The 17,886-nt window shown below is 70.8% G+C and carries 12 protein-coding genes; 2 read left to right on the top strand and 10 right to left on the bottom strand.

The window, feature by feature from the left end:
- Position 1 precedes the first annotated feature (1 nt).
- Genes ACFV3E_RS31235 through ACFV3E_RS31245 form a run of 3 tightly spaced genes read right to left on the bottom strand, consistent with a single transcriptional unit; the run spans position 2 to position 2,752 of the window.
- Positions 2–613, bottom strand: coding sequence for a nucleotide exchange factor GrpE (locus tag ACFV3E_RS31235; RefSeq protein WP_392619209.1), 612 nt, complete (start codon positions 611–613; stop codon positions 2–4).
- 8 nt (positions 614–621) lie between these two features.
- Entirely contained in the window at positions 622–2,520 is a 1,899-nt protein-coding gene (gene dnaK / locus ACFV3E_RS31240) for a molecular chaperone DnaK (protein WP_500537706.1), read from the bottom strand.
- 52 nt (positions 2,521–2,572) lie between these two features.
- Positions 2,573–2,752 (bottom strand): hypothetical protein, encoded by a 180-nt coding sequence (locus tag ACFV3E_RS31245; protein ID WP_500537707.1) that lies wholly within the window; start codon positions 2,750–2,752, stop codon positions 2,573–2,575.
- Positions 2,753–2,969: 217 nt separating this feature from the next.
- Here ACFV3E_RS31245 and ACFV3E_RS31250 point away from each other — a divergent pair, with 217 nt between their 5' ends.
- The gene (locus ACFV3E_RS31250; RefSeq protein WP_500537708.1) at positions 2,970–4,757 is read left to right on the top strand and encodes a PucR family transcriptional regulator; all 1,788 of its coding nucleotides are present in this window, start codon (positions 2,970–2,972) and stop codon (positions 4,755–4,757) included.
- 261 nt (positions 4,758–5,018) lie between these two features.
- On the opposite strand, the gene ACFV3E_RS31255 is transcribed toward ACFV3E_RS31250, so the two are convergent.
- The 5 genes from ACFV3E_RS31255 to ACFV3E_RS31275 form a co-directional block, all read right to left on the bottom strand.
- On the bottom strand, positions 5,019–8,522 hold the full coding sequence (locus tag ACFV3E_RS31255) for a CHAT domain-containing protein (RefSeq protein WP_500537709.1): 3,504 nt from the start codon (positions 8,520–8,522) through the stop codon (positions 5,019–5,021).
- Positions 8,523–8,540: 18 nt separating this feature from the next.
- Positions 8,541–8,708, bottom strand: a complete 168-nt coding sequence (locus ACFV3E_RS31260) for a hypothetical protein (protein ID WP_500537710.1) — start codon at positions 8,706–8,708, stop codon at positions 8,541–8,543.
- Positions 8,705–9,355, bottom strand: a complete 651-nt coding sequence (locus tag ACFV3E_RS31265) for a DUF6338 family protein (protein WP_500537711.1) — start codon at positions 9,353–9,355, stop codon at positions 8,705–8,707. Before ACFV3E_RS31265 ends, ACFV3E_RS31260 begins: the two co-directional genes overlap by 4 nt.
- An 873-nt stretch (positions 9,356–10,228) precedes the next feature.
- Positions 10,229–10,873 (bottom strand): response regulator transcription factor, encoded by a 645-nt coding sequence (locus ACFV3E_RS31270; protein WP_500537712.1) that lies wholly within the window; start codon positions 10,871–10,873, stop codon positions 10,229–10,231.
- Positions 10,861–12,720 (bottom strand): sensor histidine kinase, encoded by a 1,860-nt coding sequence (locus ACFV3E_RS31275; RefSeq protein ID WP_500537713.1) that lies wholly within the window; start codon positions 12,718–12,720, stop codon positions 10,861–10,863. The genes ACFV3E_RS31270 and ACFV3E_RS31275 overlap by 13 nt, the downstream gene beginning before the upstream one ends.
- Positions 12,721–13,025: 305 nt before the next feature.
- Between ACFV3E_RS31275 and ACFV3E_RS31280 the strand changes: the two genes are divergently transcribed.
- A complete protein-coding gene (locus tag ACFV3E_RS31280; RefSeq protein WP_500537714.1) occupies positions 13,026–13,751 on the top strand; it encodes a hypothetical protein in 726 nt (241 codons plus the stop codon).
- Positions 13,752–13,962: 211 nt separating this feature from the next.
- On the opposite strand, the gene ACFV3E_RS31285 is transcribed toward ACFV3E_RS31280, so the two are convergent.
- Together ACFV3E_RS31285 and ACFV3E_RS31290 are read right to left on the bottom strand one after the other, a co-directional pair.
- Positions 13,963–16,752, bottom strand: coding sequence for a DUF5682 family protein (locus tag ACFV3E_RS31285; protein WP_500537715.1), 2,790 nt, complete (start codon positions 16,750–16,752; stop codon positions 13,963–13,965).
- The gene (locus ACFV3E_RS31290; RefSeq protein WP_500537716.1) at positions 16,749–17,867 is read right to left on the bottom strand and encodes an ATP-binding protein; all 1,119 of its coding nucleotides are present in this window, start codon (positions 17,865–17,867) and stop codon (positions 16,749–16,751) included. The genes ACFV3E_RS31285 and ACFV3E_RS31290 overlap by 4 nt, the downstream gene beginning before the upstream one ends.
- Positions 17,868–17,886: the final 19 nt, after the last annotated feature.

The following is a 17,886-nucleotide window of genomic DNA, read 5'->3' on the forward strand; positions in this document are numbered from 1 at the left end:
GTCACTCCCGCTTTGCAACGGTCACCGCAGCTGGTCTGAGCTGCCGCTCGCCGTCCCCGTAGCCGGGGCGCAGCACCTCGACGACCGTGCCCGGCTCCACGTCGGGGTCCTGGACGACGCCGACCACCTCGTGCCGGGCCGGGTCGAAGGCGACGCCGGTCTCCGCGTGCCGCGGGTAGCCGAGCAGTTCGAGGACGTTCACTGCCTGGTCGCGAACAGCCCGGATGCCCTCCACGATCGCGCCCGAATCGGCGCCCGCGTGGCTAAGAGCGAGTTCGAGGTTGTCGATGACGGGCAGGAAGGCGGCCGCCGTGCGCGACCGCTCGACCGCCCGCTCCCGCTCCAGTTCCCTGGCGTGACGCTTGCGAAGGTTGTCGAGGTCGGCGAGCGCGCGCCGCCAGCGGTCCTCCAGTTCCTGGATCGCGGTCGTGTACTCGTCTTCGGCACGCGCGGGGCCGGCGGCGTCGGGTCCCGGTTCGCCGTTCGCCGCTTCCGGCCCGGGCGGGGGGCCCGGTTGCGGCAAGTCCCCGCGAGGAGGGCGTACGGCGCCTTCCGGGACCGGTTCGACCGGATCCGACGCGGCCTGGTGGGGTTCCTGGGGGCTGCTGGGCATGGCGCGCCTCAGTCCTTGTCGAACTCGGCGTCGATGACGTCGTCGCCACCGCCACCGCCACTCGCGGGACCACCGGTGGCGGTGTCCTGGCCGGGACCGCCCGTGGTAGCCGCGTCCTGATGAGCCGCCAGCCCGGCGAGCACCTGCTGGAGTTCGGAGGTCAGGGGCCTCACCCGTTCCACGCCCGCCTCTTCCTTGACCGCCGCCCGGGCGTCGGACACGAGCATCTCGGCGCGTGCCTTCTCGTGCGCCGGCGCCGCGTCGCCCAGTTCGGCCAGGCGCTTCTCGACCTGGTACGCGACGGCGTCGAGCTCATTGCGGGCGTCGACGGCCTCGCGCAGTGCCTGGTCCTGGCCCCGGTTGCGCTCGGCCTCCTGGACCATGCGTTCGACCTCACTGCGGTCCAGGTTGGAGCTCTCGCTGATGGTGATGCCCTGTTCCTTGCCGGTGTCCCGGTCACGGGCCTTGACGTTGAGGATGCCGTTGGCGTCGATGTCGAAGGTGACCTCGATCTGTGGTTCGCCCCGCGGCGCCGGCCGGATGTCGGTGAGCTGGAAGCGGCCCAGCACCCGGTTGTCGGCGGCCAGCTCGCGCTCGCCCTGGAGGACCACCACATCGACGGCCGGCTGGTTGTCCTCGGCGGTGGAGAACGTCTCGCTGCGGCGCACCGGGATGGTGGTGTTCCGCTCGATGATCTTCGTCATGACTCCGCCGCGCGTCTCTACGCCCAGCGACAAAGGTGTGACGTCGAGTAGCAGGACGTCCTTGACCTCGCCCTTGAGCACCCCGGCCTGGATCGCGGCGCCCAGGGCCACGACCTCGTCGGGGTTGACGCTCATGTTGGGTTCCTTGCCGCCGGTCAGCCGGCGCACCAGGGACTGGACCGCCGGGATACGCGTAGATCCGCCGACGAGGATGACCTCGTCGATGTCGCTCTCGCCGACTTTGGCGTCGGCCATTGCCTGCTGGACCGGTCCCAGGCAACGCTCCACCAGGTCGCCGGTGATCTGCTCGAACGTGGACCGCATGATCGAGTCGGTGAGGTGCTTGGGGCCCGAGGCATCGGCGGTGATGAACGGCAGGCTGACCTGCGTCTGCGTCACCGAACTGAGCTCGGTCTTGGCCTTCTCAGCGGCCTCGAACAGTCGTTGCAGCGCCTGCGGGTCCTTGCGCAGGTCGATGCCGTTCTCCTTCTGGAAGTCGTCCGCGAGGTGATCCACCAGACGCCGGTCGAAGTCGTCGCCGCCCAGGTGGCTGTCGCCGGCGGTGGAACGCACCTCCACCACGCCGTCGCCGACGTCGAGGATGCTCACGTCGAAGGTGCCGCCGCCCAGGTCGAAGACGAGGACGGTCTCGTGCTGCTTCTTGTCCATGCCGTACGCGAGGGCGGCCGCCGTCGGCTCGTTGATGATCCGCAGCACCTCCAGTCCCGCGATCCGTCCGGCGTCCTTGGTGGCGGTGCGCTGAGCGTCATTGAAGTAGGCGGGGACCGTGATGACCGCTTCCGTGACCCGCTCCCCGAGCTGCTTCGAGGCGTCGTCGGCGAGTTTGCGCAGCACCTGCGCGCTGATCTCCTCAGGCGCGTAGAGCTTGTCGCGCACCTTGAAGCGGGCCGCCCCGCCGTCGCCCTCGACGACGTCGTACGCCACCGCCCTGGCCTCGTCGGAGATCTCGTCGAAATGGCGGCCGATGAACCGCTTGGCCGAGTAGATGGTGCCCTTGGGATTGAGGATCGCCTGGCGCCGGGCCAGCTGGCCCACCAGGCGTTCGCCGGTGTCGGTGAAGGCCACCACGGACGGTGTCGTGCGGTTGCCCTCGCTGTTGGGCACAACGGACGGCTCACCGCCCTCCCACACGGCGATCACCGAGTTCGTGGTGCCCAGGTCGATACCCACTGCCTTGGCCATGGGGAACTCCTCCCGGTGCGGCGGCATGCGCCGGCACTGCGGATCTGATCGTTCAGGTATGGGTCACGAGCGCTCCAAAAATCGGGCCGTAGAGGGCGGCGAGCAGGGCGGGGACGAGGGGGTTCCAGCCGCTCGTCTGCACGAAAACCCCAGGTGAGACGTGATCGACCGCGCGTTCGGCCTCCCGGCACGTCTCGTACGTGACAATCGGCCTACGCGGATGCTCGGCCATCGCCCAGTCCTTCCTGCCGGGGCGTACGGCAGCGCCCGACAGCCCCAGACTCGCGAACCAAGCAGCTCTACGCCTGCACCCGGCGAGTCAAAGAACAGCACAGCCCGTCGCCCCGCGAGCACAAGCCGAAGACTCCGGATATCTCGAGTACGTTGGGTGGGGGCGTACGGAGGGTCGCCGCCATTTCTGGGCAGGCTCGGGGGGAAGGAGTGATCCCATGGCCGGCAGCCGGGCGCACAACCTGTACCACCGCCACTACGACCGGGAGAACAGCCCCACGCGGTGTAGCGGGCGGTACCCCACGGCCACGCGAAGAGGATCCCGCCCACGCGTTCCAGCCCCAGCCGAGCATGCCCCCCACGAACTGATGGCGCTCTCCCGCGCCCTATTCGACACTCGGGACGAAGGCGAGATCCTGTGCCTGGCCATGGACGGCATAGCCGCCGCAGGGCCATATAGCGCCGAGGCCGGGTACCTCAGGGTGGACGGCGACCTGGTCCCCAACCCGAGGGACGGGCAGGTCCATGCCTTGGCCGTGGACCGGAAGGTGCGGGAGCTGGCCGGGCATGACGGCCCTGTGACCGTACCCGACCGATCCTGGGGCCGGGCCCTAGGACTGCGCGGACATGAGGGACTCCTCGGCTACCTCGTGGTGACGTCCCGATCCCAGCCCACCGAGGCCGAGCGATCCCTGCTCGCCACGCTCGTCCGGCATGCCGCTGCTGCTTTGACCGTCGCCTTCGCACACCGCTGCCACCGCGAGGACGCGGTGGAGCTTCACCGGCTGAGGGAGGAACGGACTGCCCTCCAACGGCAGCTGATTTCCGTCGTGGCCGAGCTGGGGTGGCAGCGGGCCGTTCACGCGATCATGACCGAGGTCGCGGGCTCGGACGGCGGCGAGGAAGCCATCACCCGCGCTCTGCACGGGCTCACTGGACTTCCCGCGCTGGTCGAGGACCGCTTCGGTCGGCTGAGGTCCTGGACCGGCCCCAGCCGCCCTGACCCCTATCCGGAACCGGACCCTGTGCGCCAGGACGAAATGCTGCACGCCGTCGCCCGGGAGGCCGGGCCGGTGCGGATCAAGGACCGGCTGATCACCCTGGTCCGCCAGCACGGAGAGATCCTGGGCGTGCTGGCCCTGGTCGATGCCCGGGACGAGGCCGACGAGCACACTGTGCTCGCGCTGGAGCACGCCGCCACTTTGCTCGCCCTGGAGCTGGCGCACCTGCGTCTTCTGGCCGAAGTGGAGCTGAGGCTGCATCGCGAGCTGGCCGACGACCTCCTGTCGGGGACGGACGAGGCGAGCGCCTACGCCCGGTCCGAGGCAGTCGGACACGACCTGCACCGCAGCCACTACATCGTCGTGGTGCAGTGGTCGAATCGGACTGCGGACGATTGCTTCGCACAGACCGTGGGCCGGGCGGCCTCTGCCGTGGGCATGCGCTCGCTGCTGACCCGGCGTTCCGACCACGTGGTCCTACTCGCCGACGACAGACCGCACGCCCGGGCTTTGTACGAGGCGATTGCCCGGGAGACCGGGACACGGTCCGGGGCTATCGGGGTGAGCGCCCCGTGCAACACCCCGGACGACATCCCCCACCGCTACCAGGAGGCGCAGCGCGCCCTGGAAGTGCGCCGCCACTCCCGCGAGCGTTACGGCACGACGTTTTTCGACGAGCTTGGCCTCTACCGCATTCTGGGACCTGGCAACGATTACCGGGAACTGGAAACGTTCGTCCACGAGTGGCTCGGGAAGCTCGTCGACTACGACTCCCGGCACCATACAGCCATGGTGGAGACCCTGACCCGGTACTTCGACTGCGGCGGCAACTACGACGAGACCGCCGAATCCCTCGCGATCCACCGCAGTACGTTGCGTTATCGGCTCCAGCGCATCCGCGACATCAGCGGCAACAACCTCGCGAACGTCGAGGACCGCCTCAACCTCCAGGTCGCGACCCGAGTGTGGAAGATCGTGCTAGGCGGAGCCGAGCGGCCCCACTAGCACTGACGTACGAGCGATGTCAGCGGCAGTTTGTCTGCCGTGTCAAAGGCCGCCCGGTTACGAGGCGAGTGCAGGGCGGGCGTCCTACTTCGCCCCGCCGGCCACACAGAGCTCGTTCAGCGGCTCATCGGGCCCGAGATCAAAATTGAGCCCACGGCTTGACACAAAGGGGAGCCACGAGCGGATGCCGATGACAGACAGCTACCGACGCAGTTGGCCGAGTCGACTGCGGGTCAACCTCCGATACGACGGAGTGCGTCATCAGGCGCCGGCGTGGACGTGTGCGGCCCACACCGACGGCAGGTTCGGATACTTCGTCCTGAGCTGCCTGACCGTGCGATGGACCGCCGCCGACGCGCACAACGCACCGGATCGATCCGCGATCAACTCGCCGTAGATCTGCTGAGTGAAGGCTGGTGCCACGGCGTCGTCGACGCGCCAGAGTGTGCCGACCACCTGGGAAAACCCGGCTATCTGAAAAGCCGCCAACGGGTGGATCGCCTCGTCGGACAGGCGCGCGGTGGTGCGGGCCGTGTCGCAGGCCGACAGGAAAGCGAACTCCGCGTTCCGCAGGCGCAGCCCGGAAATGTCCAACACCCGAAACGGCGTGCGATCGTGGTCGTGCAGCGCGAGGTGGCTGTCCGAAGGGTTGTCCGGGTCGCTGTACCCGTGGCAGGCGAAGTGCGCCCAGCCACTGGCCGGCAATGCGTCGAGAACGGCGTCACGAGTCGCGTCCGCGCCGACCAGGACCGTGGCGCCGGGTATGAGAGCGGCCAGGTGGTCGGCTTCGGCCTGTGCACCGGGCAGGTCCGGGGCGTCCGGAGTGTGCGGCATCGCGACCACCAGCAGCCGCGGCTCGTTCCGGTCGTCGCGGCGGCCCGCGCGGGCGTGCCCCAGGGCGCGGATCGTCGGCGTCGTCGAGGAGACGACGCGGTCGAGGAGCACAGGTCCGCCGTCGCGGTGGTGGCCCGCCGCGTGCAGCGGAAGCAGGCTGAGCGATCCGACCGGGGCCCACCAGATCCTTGGCCACGGACCATCCGCCGCCGGTTCCGCCGTCAGCCCCAGTTCGCCCAGCACAGGGCCCACGACGGTGTCCCACAGCCACTCGAGCGTGTCATGGATCGCCTGCTCGGCGATCAGCCGCCCCTCCGTGAACGCGGTGTGCAGAGCGCGTACGCGGTGACTCACGGTCTCTTCGCTCAGACCGTCCAGCGCGCGTGACCGGACCCCGTCCGGAGTGATGATCAGCGCGTCACACCGGTGCCGGCTGACGTTGATGTACACGATCGGGCCCTCGTGCGCCTGCGCGGTGAGGTCGGTGAGCAGCGGCGGCCGTAGGAACCGCTCCATCCCGGGCAGCGCACGAATCCGGTCGGTCACCGCGTCGAGCTCGTCGGCGAGCGCCACGCGGTCGCTCGTGGTGTCGGTTTCGAACTCCACGGTGAGCGTCCGGAAGCGCTCGGCCAGCTCGGGTGCCTGCTCGCGCAGACCGGAAAGATCGCTGCGGCTGTCGAGTGCCTGGGCAGCGAGCACGCAGCGCCCGGATTCAAGCAGGGTCACCGCGCTCACCTCGTCGCCGACGGCCAGCGCGCACGCAGCCGCGTCGGCGGCAACCCCGGCGAACCGGCCGAGCCAGTACTGGGCGTCCTCGCGGCCCAGGCGGCGCCCGGCAAGCCGGGGCAGCAGCCGGACCGCGGCGGCGTACCCCTCGGCGGCCACGTCGAACTGCCCCGCCTCGGCTGACAGACCGCCCCACCGGTCCGCCGCTTCCGCCCGACTCGCCGTCGGCGATCCGGCAGACGCCGCGGCCTCCCGATAGCAGCCGAGTGCCTCGGCCAGCGCGTCGCCGTCGCCGAGGTGCCGGAAGCCGAGCGCCAGGACGTCGGCGACGCGGGTCAGTGAACTCGCCCGCGAATAGGCGTTCTGCTCGGGCCTCCGCGCCGCACTCCGGGCCAGGCCGACCGCCTCGGCGAGGACCTGCGGATCCGGCGGCTCCCGTCGCGCGACGGCGGGTGCGACGGGGTTCGTGCACCAGTCGCCGAGCGCAGCGGCCAAGCTCGAGGTGTACCGGGGCCAGTGCGGGCTGTCCTCCGGAGTCGCGGCCACGGACGCCCGCCGCGCGGCGATGGCGTCCCGCAACGCGTTCCGGTCGCCGAACTTCTCGTACGCCATCTCCAGCACACCGCCGAGATTGGCTAGCCGCACTGCCCGGTCCGGGTCGCCGTCCGCCGTCACATCCGTGGCCGCGCGGTGCGCGTCGATCGCCTCGTCGAGCACGCTCGCCTCGCCCGTCCTGGCGAAACAGTCGGACAGCATGGCGCCAAGGTTGGAGAGCCGCTGTGCCTGCCCGGGGACGAGGCTCGCGCCGAGGCGGACGGACTCCCGCGCGCGGTCGACCGCCTCTGACAGAACCTGCAGTTCGCCGGTCACCAGGAACCGGGTGTGCAGCACGGCGGCGAGGATCTCGAGTAAATACGGGTGGCGGTCGTGCCCTGCGGTGACCTCGGCGGCACGGCGAGCAACGTCGATCGCGTCTACGACGTGAGCCAGCTCTCCGGTCGCTTGGAACAACGCGTGCAGGTTGACGGCGAGGTTGCCCATGAACTGGACCCGCCGCGGATTCCCCGCGGATGTGCACGCGACCGCCTCCCGCTCGATCATGACGGCCTCCGCGAGCGCGACGCGATCCCCGAACGCTTCACCGCGGGTGGCCAGCGCCGCAGCGAAGTGGTCCAGCCGCACGCCGCGGCGTGGGTGCCCGGCGGGGGTTGCCGCCGCCACCGAGCGTCCCAGCTCGATCGCCCGCTCGAGCAGGGCCGAGTCCCGGGTCAGCTCGAACTCGGCGGCGTAGCGGCCGCACGCTTCGGCTTCGGTGTCGGCGCGTTCCCAGTCGGGGGTCGATTTCGGGCGCTCGCCGGTGAGCGCGGCCCAGTCTCGTTCCGTGGTCGTCAGCTCGACGAGGTTCTGCGAGTGCCGCGGATCGGTGACCGGGGTGTGGGCCACCAGCGTCTGCCGGACCCGAAGCAGCTCGGACAGATCATCCCGCGCTCCGCGAGCCTGGTAGCGGTCGTCGAGAAGGTACGCGAGGTTCTTCAACCGGTCGAGCACGTCGGACGACCCGGCCGGCGTGAGCTCCACCGCTCGCCGCGCGGCGACGACAGCCTCCTCCACGACACCGGTCTCCCCGGTCTCATGGGACCAGTCGCGCAGGACCACGGCGAGGAAGTGCAGACTCCTCGCGGTAAGCACGTCATCGGGGGAGCACTCGACGGCGGCCCGCGCGTGCTCCACGGCTTCCGCCAGGGAGGCGAGGTCCTTCGTCACAGTGAACGCCGTCCGCAGCGCGACAATGAGGTTACCCAGGTAGAACGCTTTCTCCGTGGACGGTTCCTCGTCAACGGCCGTCCGGCTCCACTCCAGCGCGTCGGCCAGGGTTCCGCGGTCCTGGTTCTGCCGGAACGCGGTATGCAGCAGCATGCCGATGTTGTTGGCGTAGCTGGCCGAGTCCTCCGGGCTTTCGTATGCCAGTAAGTAAGCCTCCGTGACAATGCGGACGGCTTCCTGCAGGAACTCGAAGTCGCCGGTCTGGTGGTAGCGGGTCTGCAGCAGGCCCCCGAGATTGGACAGGACCAAGCGGCGCTCGGCCACGTCCTCCGCGGCCAGCACGGCACGGCCGAGGTCGATCGCCTTCTCGACCGACGCGGGGTCCGCGCTGTGCCGGGCCACGTGGAACGCCTCCCAGAACCGCTCGGCCAAGCCGTTCACGGGCCCGCCTCCCACCCGTCAGTCCTCGTTGCCGTTCGAGGTGCCAGCCGGGCCGCCAGGCGCCTCGTCCGGCTCGGCGACCGTGCGTTTCGGGGTGTATCCGCGATCCGCGGCCTCCTGCAGCAGTGCCACCTCTTCAGGCGAGAGATCGGGTTCGGGCGGGGGCACGGGTTCGTGCGCCATCATCGCTCCTCCTCCGGCACGGTCGCCGGTTCTCCGGGTTCGACGAACTCCAGCACGTCGAAGTCTTCCGCCCGCAGCCGCAGGCCCGCCGTCCCGCGCACGCGCGCGCCGAACGCCCCGTCTGCACCCATCACGCGCGCCGATTCGAGGTACAGCTCGGCCGGGTGGGGGTACGAGGAGGCGTACGACCGGTTCCCGTACCAGCCGCCCGCCCAGTTGCCGTCCTTGAGCCGCACGCGCACGAAGCATGGTTCGCGGTCGCGGAATGCGTGGTCCCAGGCGCTCGGCGTGCGCAGGAACCGAGCCTTGCGCCGCTGCCGATCCACCAGGGAAACGGTGACCGCCGCCATGGCCGGCACGACGAGGAACAGCACCACGGCGACGAAGCCGACCACTCGCGGCCGGTCCACGAAGCCGTCCCAGCCGCCGCCGGCGCCTCGAGCCAGGCGAACCAGCGCTGGCCCCGCCACCACTGCGTACAGGGCGTCCAGCGCGATCGACGCGACGATCGCCCGCAACACCCGCTCACCCAGATCACGCTCACCGGGCACCGGACCACGGCGGCGTTCCCGGACGAACTGATAGGTGACCCCGGGCAGCACGAGAAGGACGAGTAGAGCGAGCTGCGCGACGGTCGCAGGCGCCTGCACTCGCCACCCCCATGTCTCACGGACTCCGCTCGATCAGGCTACTGGCTTGCGTCTCCGCGGTCGGCGGAACACCCCTTTCCGCGGCTACTGCGAGGCAGCGGGCCGGCCTCGGCGACGGCGGTCCGCATGGGCCTGTTGATCTGCGGGACGGGGCTCTGTCCTACGGCCGCGCGGACGTAGCCGACGACGGCTGGGGCCGATGGGGTTCGCCGTAGGGAGGACGCGGTTGTCATCGGCTGTCCACCTGCTCATGGTCGGGACGGCCCGGAGGGCGCCATGAGTAGAACGGCAGGCTGCGGTCGCAGGGTTCTTGCTCGACCCAGCAGATCAGTGGGGCGCGTTTGCCGACGGCTTCGACGCCGTCGTCGGGGACGGCCGACACCTGGAAAGTCGGGTACGTGGCAGCGCCGGGGATCACCGCCTGCCGTCACGTCGGAGGGCTACCTGAAGGCGTGGAACGCGACGATCCCCTGCCACCACACCCGCCGATGCCCCTGCGGCCATCCCGCGCCGCTTTCCCGTACACACTGGCCCGCATACCCGCCGTCGCGAACCGTGGCTGCGGGCGATCTACGACCGCGGGTATCGACCTGCCCGGACGCCTACGCGTGCCAGACCGGGCGGCGCTCGCGGGCGTGATGTGCGGAGGCATCATCCCGTCACGCGCAGCGTTCACGGCGAGATCACGCACACCCCGGCGCCGGTACCCGCCGCCCCTGGCGCAGACCGGGACACCACACGGCCACGTCGCCCCAACCGTCGGACGCACCTCTGGCACTATCCACCCACCCACAGCCCCTGGCAAACGACGCGGCCCCAGCATGGGGCACAACACCCGATCGCGGGAGTGTCGTGCGCGCCGGTCGCCTCCTGCTATCGGCCTTCTCGGGCGGTGAGGTAGGCGAGTACCGCCAGGACGCGGCGGTTGTGTTCCGCGCTCGTGGTGAGACCCAGCTTGGCCATGATCGAGGCGACGTGGGTCTCCACGGTTCGTTCCGTCAGCCACAGTCGTCGCGCGATGCCGAGGTTGGTGCGGCCCTCGGCCATCAGGGCCAGCACTTCGAGCTCGCGTGGTGTGAGCGCGGCGAGCGGGTCGCGGTGGGTGCCGATCATGCGGGAGACGACTTCGGGGTCGAGGGCGGAGCCGCCCGCGGCGACGCGGCGCAGGGCGTCCATGAAGTCGTCCACGTCGAAGACGCGGTCCTTGAGGAGGTAGCCGAAACGGCCCCTGGTGACGAGTTCCACGGCGTTGCGAGTCTCGATGTGCTGGGAGAGCAGCACGATGCCGAGGTCGGGGAAGGCGTCCCGGATCCGCCGGGCGGCGCGGGCGCCGTCGTCGGTGAGGTCCGGTGGCATCCGGATGTCGATGACGGCCAGGTCGGGGCGGTGCTCGGTGACGGCAGCGATGAGGGTGGGCGCGTCTGCGGCGCGGGCGACGATGTCGTGCCCGGCGTCCGCGAGCAGTCGTGCCAGGCCCTCGCGGAACAGAGCGGAGTCCTCGCCGATCACGATGCGCATGGCAGCACCGCCTCCACGGTCGTACCGCCGCCGGGGGTGCTGGTGACGTGCAGCAGTCCGCCGAGTGCGGCGACGCGATCCTTGAGCCCCGAGAGCCCTGATCCCCTGCCCGGATCGGCCCCTCCGCGCCCATCGTCCTGGATGGTCACGTACAGCGCCCCGTCCTCGTTCCCGCCCACGGCCACTCCGATGCTGGTGGCCTCGGCGTGCTTGACGGCGTTGGTGACGGCCTCGCTGGCTACGTAGTACGCGGTGGTGGCGATGTCGTCCGGGAGCGGGCGTCCGTCGAGCCGCCAGTCGAGTCGCACCGGGGCTCGTGCCGCCAGGGCCTCCAGGGCCGGGCCCAGCCCGTCGTCGAGTGAGCTCGGCCGCAGGCCGTGCGCCAGTTTGCGCAACTCGGCAACCGCTGTGCCCAGTTCAGCCACGGCCTGGTCGAGGAGCCCGTCGACGTCGACGCTGCCGTCGTCGAGATGGCGTTGCGCGAGCCGCAGCGCCATGCCGAGGCTGACCAGCCGCGATTGGGCGCCGTCATGCAGGTCCCGCTCCAGGCGGCGCCGTTCACGGTATCCGGTCCGCAGCAACCGGCTGCGGCTGGCCTCCACCTCGTCGAGTGCCCGGTGGAGTTCGAGCCGCAGCCGTACGGTTTCGACGAGCAGTGCGCCGGCGGTGGCGACCTCGCGCGGGCACGGCCCGTCGATGATCCCGATGGGGCGCCCGGCGAGCCGCACCTCGGTGCCCTGGACCACCGGTGTCCCGGCCGTGTCGTGGAACTCCGTGCCGCCCGGCAGCAGATACCCGACCCGCAGCCGCGGTTCGCGCAGTGCGTCCCGCAGCACCTCCTCCAGTTGCTCGGGCCGCGCCCGTCCCGCGTGCACTTCGCGTTCCAGCTCGTTCACCGCAGCCAGCGCCCGTTCGCGTGCGGGGTAGAAACGCCGGTCCACCGACCGGCGTACCCGGTTCTTCACCGGCACGAGCACTACGGCGACCAGCGCCGTCACGGCGGCCGCCGCCACCGCGCTGCCCCGGCCCAGCGCGAGGCCGCCGGTGAAGGACGCGGCGCTGTAGACGGCGAGCAGCCCGGCGGTCACCAGGCCCCAGGTCACGACGGCGCTGGTCGCGCGGTCCACGTCGTACAGATCGTGGCGCAGGATGGCGAGCGCGGCGAGCGAGGGCACCCCGAGACAGAGCGAGATCAGGCCCACCCAGATCAGGACGCCGACGTGCCCGAAGAGCAGATAGTCCGTCCAGCACAGGAGCAGCGTGCCGGGCAGCGCGACGGCACCGAGCGCGAACCACTGCAACTGCGCCCGCTCGATGGGGCCCGCCGCACGGTAGCGGCCGCGCATCACCAGGGCCGAGCAGACGAGCAGGACCATGAACAGCCCGAGCGCCAGGAAGGAGATCCAGACCGCGGAATCGGGCAGCGTGGGCAGTGGATGCCCGTAGTCCTCGAACGGCGGCGCGTACCGCGTCGGGTCCATGACGGCCGTCACGTTGAAGACGAGCGTGTCGGTCAGCACCCCGTACAGCACCAGACGCGGAAATCGGCCCGATGGCAGCCGTCCGCTGGGAAAGACCAGCATCAGCAGCAGGACCGGCACGTACCAGATCGTCCACAGCCCGGCCGCGAGCTGATGGATCGCCTCGGCGCCGGGCAGCGGCCGGGAGAGGTTCACATAGGCATAGGTGTCGGTCAGCATGACCAACGGCGGTGCCAGCCCGACGAGACCGAGCAGCGGGCCGACCGGGTTGGCGGGGCGCCGGCGCGAGACGAACAGGCCCAGGAACGTGGCCAGCACGCCGGCGGCCACGGACATCACGAGGTCCAGGACTTGGCCGGCGGACACGGCGGCAAGGGGAGTCAGAGCGCAGACCGCCACGACACTTCCTGCGGTCAACAGCGCGACGGCCAAAGAGACTCGACGGGGCCATGGCATGGACCAACGGTAGAGGCGGAGGCGGTCCTCGGCATCCGTGCTGACACGCAGAGCGTCTCCCGTGCCCGCACCGATGTGCGAGCCGGGCCGGCGCTGGCAGCGTGGAGGCTCCACACGCACCCTTCGTTGCCGTCCCTGAACACCCGTCCACGGCCGGAGATGCGTCGGAGCGCCGCGAGGCGTCGCAGAGTCCATCACTCAAGGGGGAGACCGCCATGTCCGATCAGCCCGCACTCTTGGTCCCGCGGACCACCGCCTACGTCTCTGCGGAGACGCGGTCCTTCCTGCGCCCGCTCGCCGTGGCCGTCCTCGGTCTCGTCGTGGTGGGCAACGCGCTCAGCCTGTTGCTCACGGGGTTCACCCCGAACGGGGATCCGAGCCACGGCTTCGCCTTCCAGGAGATCGCCGGGCACCCCGACCGCTTCTGGGCTCTCACCGCCTTCGGCGGCATCGGTCAGGCCCTGCTGACCACCGGTACCGCCTTCGCGGTCTGCCTGCTGGTACGCACCCGGGGCAGCGTACTCGCCCGGGTGGGAGCGGTCCTGTCGGTCCTGTCGGGTGCACTGCTCAGCGCCGGCCTCGCCTCGATCGCGGTGCTGTACGGCTACGCCACCGACCCTGCCGTTCTCGACCCGGCGGCCGGCAGGGCCTTCGTGGACCACGCCAACGACCACACCTGGCGCTTCACCGCCCTGGTGACCCCCGGAGCCCTCTGCGGCATCATCGCGATGGTGCTGATCGCCGTCGCCCTGTGGCGCGGCCGCGCCGTGCCGCGCTGGATCCCGGTGATCTTCTTCATCGGCACTCTCGCCGGCTTCGTGATCAGCAGTGGTCTCGCCGGAGTCCTGGTCGCGCTGCCCGCCACGGCCGCCATGGTCCTCATCTCCTGGTACGCCCTACGGGCCACCCGAGCCACTGCCCAGGTCCCGCCCGCTGCCTGAGGGGGAGTCTGCGGCGGGACCGCTACCCCGCCTGGCGCGCTTCTGGGGGAGCGCGCCAGGCGGCGGAAACGGTCCCGGTCGGCTTCCGGCGCGGCCCAGTCGGGACCGCCACGCCGGAGTACCGGGAGTAGCGGGAGTAGCGGGCAGACCGAACCGGTTCCGGCGAGTACGGAACCCATCCCCGCGCGCCGGGCCTGTCCGTGTCCCGATCTCATGCCCTGGCCAACAACGCCTCCAGTGCCTCAGCTGTGGTCGGGTAACGGTCGAGCAGTGCCGCGCCCGCCAGCTCCGGTTCTGGCGTCGCCCAAGGGTCGTTGCAGCCCAGGAGGCTGGCCAGTGCGTCGGTCGTCGCCGGGTGGGCGCTGAGGATCGTGGCGCCTCGGGGGGACTGTCGTGCCACGGTCAGGGCTGGCGGCACCGGCTGGGTGGCGCGCCACGGGGGGATCCACGCGTCGAGGGCGGGGAGGCGGCCGGGGAAGATGCGGCCGGCTTCGCGGATGAGGAGCGGGGCCAGCTCCGTGCCGCCGTTGCGGAGGCTCATGATCAGGGTGGGGAGCCACGGGAGGAGGACCTGGTCGGGCAGGCGGGCGAAGGCGTTGGAGACGGCTTCCACGACGACGTCGGCGAGGCCCGGGACGGGTTCCAGGGCGTGCAGGAGGCCGCTGAGGTAGCGGGGGTAGGCGGGGACCACCAGGGGGTTGGCGAGCAGTTCGTCGCACTTGGCGCGCAGTTCGGCGCGGGTGAGTGTGCCGAGGTGGACCTGGGCTGCCCACAGCAGGGCCGTCTTCGACGGGTCCTGGGGGTGGGACTGCGTGACGGCCAGTTCCAGCTGGGTGCGGTCGCAGCCCAGTGACAGGGCCAGGGTCTCCATGCTGAACAGGAAGCCCAGCATGGCCGCGACCTGGCGGACGGTGGCGTCGTCGTCGGTGAACGCGGTCGGGAGCAGGGTGCAGTAGTGCGCGTAGCCGGCCTTGGTGAAGGACTCGATCCACGACGGCAGTGTCGGTTCGCTGGTGCGGTAGTAGGAGAGGAGCCGTCGTACGCGGTGCAGCACCTCCGGGGCGCCGTCGACGGTGCGTTCGGCGGACAGGACTTCCAGGGCGCGGGTGCCGAGTTCGTCGGCGAGGCGGCGGCTGTTCAGGTAGAGGGTGGCGTCCTCGACGGCTTCGAGGACGGTTGCCGCGGTGGCCTTGGGGTCGTAGGCGCGGCGGCGCAGGCGCTGTTCCAGGACCTGCTCGATGCTGACGCCCTCGTAGCCGAGCTCGATCAGGGCGCGCTGGTGTGTGCCGAGGGCCAGGTCCCAGGACTCCTGGATCGGGCGTTCGCCGAGCTTCCGCTCGCCCATGATCGGGCGGGCGGTGCCCTCGGGCATCAGGCGGCGCAGCATCCACAGGACGTCGGAGCACGGGCCGAGTTCCGGTCGGCCTGCGATGTCGAGCAGGGCGCGCTGCACGCCGCGTTGCTGGAGTTTGAGGCCCAGGGGTGCGAGTCGGTCGTGCACGTCGCGGGCTAGGGGCGGCAGGGCGTCGTAGCCGACCTGGCCGATGCGGTCGCCGCCCATCATGATCTCGACGAGCCGGCGTACGTCGCGCCGGCCGGGCACCGCGTCCTTCTCGATGCACGTGACGGCCGCGTCCTGGAAGTCGTACGGCGTGGGCTTGGCCCGGTCGCGCATCCCGGCCAGCAGGATCGACGTCTCGAACACGGCGATGGCGTCGGCGGTCGAGGCGAGGTAGCCGTTGCGCCGGGCGGCGCGCACGACGTCCACCGACCAGCCGAGCAGTTCGGCCTCGTCCAATTGGTCGAGGACGGGCGGGCGCTGCAGGAAGCCGGTCAGCTGGTCGCCCACTGGTGCTTGCGGCGCGGGGGGCGGGGTCTTGGCGGGCGTCGTCTTCTTCGCGCCCGCCTGGCCTGTCAGGCGGTACGGCTTGACGCGGGTGCGCTTGAGGTTCTTCGTCCACTGCGTCGCGGCGATCGACACCGAGCCCGCGGCCAGGCCGAACTGCGCCTCGATCGCCGCGTGGCTCGACGGGATCAGGCCGTGCAGCCACTTGGTGGCGCTGCGCGGGGTGATCTCGAAGGTGTCGCTGCCTTCCACGCCGAACTCGGCGACGCGGCTGGCGGCGTGGAAGGCGCCGCAGACGTAGAGGCAGTCCGCCGGGTCGGTGCCGGTGGCCGACAGGTGTTCGCGCATCCGGGTCCACATGTGTCGTTCCCGGTCCTCGTCCACGCGCACCCGGTGCGGGTCGCCGGGGGCCAGGCGCCGGAAGAGGCTGCCGATGAGGAACATGACCTGACGGTACGTGTCGTGGTCGGCGTCGCCGAGCGGCAGCTCCACGTACTGGTGCCACCACTCCGACCAGTGCCGCACGCGGCCGTGGCGCAGCAGGTGCTCCTCCAGTTCGGCGAAGCGCGGCCGCAGGTCGCCGATCTCGACGCCGACCGCGTCGCCGTGCAGCGCGGCCTCCTCCTCGGCGGGCGGGGCGTCCGGGTCGTCCGGCGTGTCGGGTCGCTCGGCGCGGGCGTCCCACTGGAAGACGTGGTCGGAGGAGCGGTCGACCAGGACGAGCTCCACGCCCGGGGTGTCCAGCGCGTAGGCGATGGCCTGGTACTCCGCCGAGGCCTCGGTGATCGGGGCGACCACCGACAGCGGGGCCCAGTCGGCGGGGAAGCCGTCGGCCTCGCTCGCGTACGCCTGGACCGCCACCGGCAGCCTGCAGTTGCGCAGCTCGGTCAGCAGCGGCGTCATGTCCTCGCACAGCTCCAGGTACACGACCTTGGGCTGCTTCTCGCGCAGGCGGCGCGCCATGGCGACCGCCGAGGCGGGCGAGTGGTGGCAGACGGGGAAGACCTCCAGCGGCTCGCGCACCGCGCGGTCGACGTCGTCGACCATGCCGAGGAGGATGCCCTCCAGGGCGTCGGGCCCGTCGGCGAAGGTCGTGGCGGCCTCCCGCAGCTGCGTGCGCAGTGCCTCGAAGGTGCCCTCGTGGGTGCCACTCATGACAGTGTGGCGATCGCGTCGCGGCCGCCCTCGAGGAACTCGGGCCAGGCGCCGCCCTCGTCCTTGCTGCGCGGCTCGACGACGCCGTGCAGGTACTTGTTGAGGATCGCCAGGTCCTCGGGCTCGCGCCGAGCCAGCGAGCCGACGAGCGAGGAGGCCAGGGTGCGGGCGGTCAGGGCGCGCTCGCCGAAGAAGTTGCTGTGCAGGATGGAGTCCTCCAGCACGCCGATCTGCTCGGCGGTGGACAGCGCGGACTCCAGCTTCTCGTCGTCGCTGCCGGCCGCGGCGGCTGAGGCGCGCAGGTCTGCGAAGCTCTGCAGCAGCACGTCGAGCAGGGTCGGCGGCACGTCCAGCTCTATCTGGTGGCGGCGCAGCAGCTCCTCGGTGCGGAAGCGCACGATCTCCGCCTCGCTCTTCTTGTTCGTCACGACGGGGATGCGGACGAAGTTGAAGCGGCGCTTGAGCGCCGAGGACAGGTCGTTGACCCCGCGGTCGCGGCTGTTGGCGGTGGCGATGATGGAGAAGCCGGGCTTGGCGAAGACGATGTTGTCGCTGTCGCCGTCCAGTTCGGGGACGGAGATGTACTTCTCGGAGAGGATGGAGATCAGCGCGTCCTGGACGTCGCTGGTGGAGCGGGTGAGTTCCTCGAAGCGGCCGATGGCGCCGGTCTCCATGGCGGTCATGATCGGCGAGGGGATCATCGACTCCCGTGACTGTCCCTTGGCGATGACCATGGACACGTTCCAGGAGTACTTGATGTGGTCCTCGGTGGTGCCGGCCGTGCCCTGGACGACCAGGGTGGAGTTGCGGGAGATCGCGGCGGACAGCAGCTCGGCGAGCCAGCTCTTGCCGGTGCCGGGGTCGCCGATGAGCAGCAGGCCGCGGTCGGAGGCGAGGGTGACGATGGAGCGCTCGACGAAGCTGCGGTCGCCGAACCACTTCTGTGCGATCTCGCGGTCCAGGCCGTCGGAGGGCTCGGAGCCCAGGATGAACAGGCGGACCATCTTCGGCGACAGGCGCCAGGAGAAGGGCTTGGGGTTGTCGTCGATCGACTCCAGCCAGTCCAGTTCCTCGGCGTACTTGGTCTCGGCGGGGGCGCGCAACAGGTCGGACATGAGGGGCCTTTCGGGCGTG

The organism is Streptomyces sp. NPDC059718 (assembly GCF_042733315.1).
Classification (GTDB): Bacteria; Actinomycetota; Actinomycetes; order Streptomycetales; family Streptomycetaceae; genus Actinacidiphila.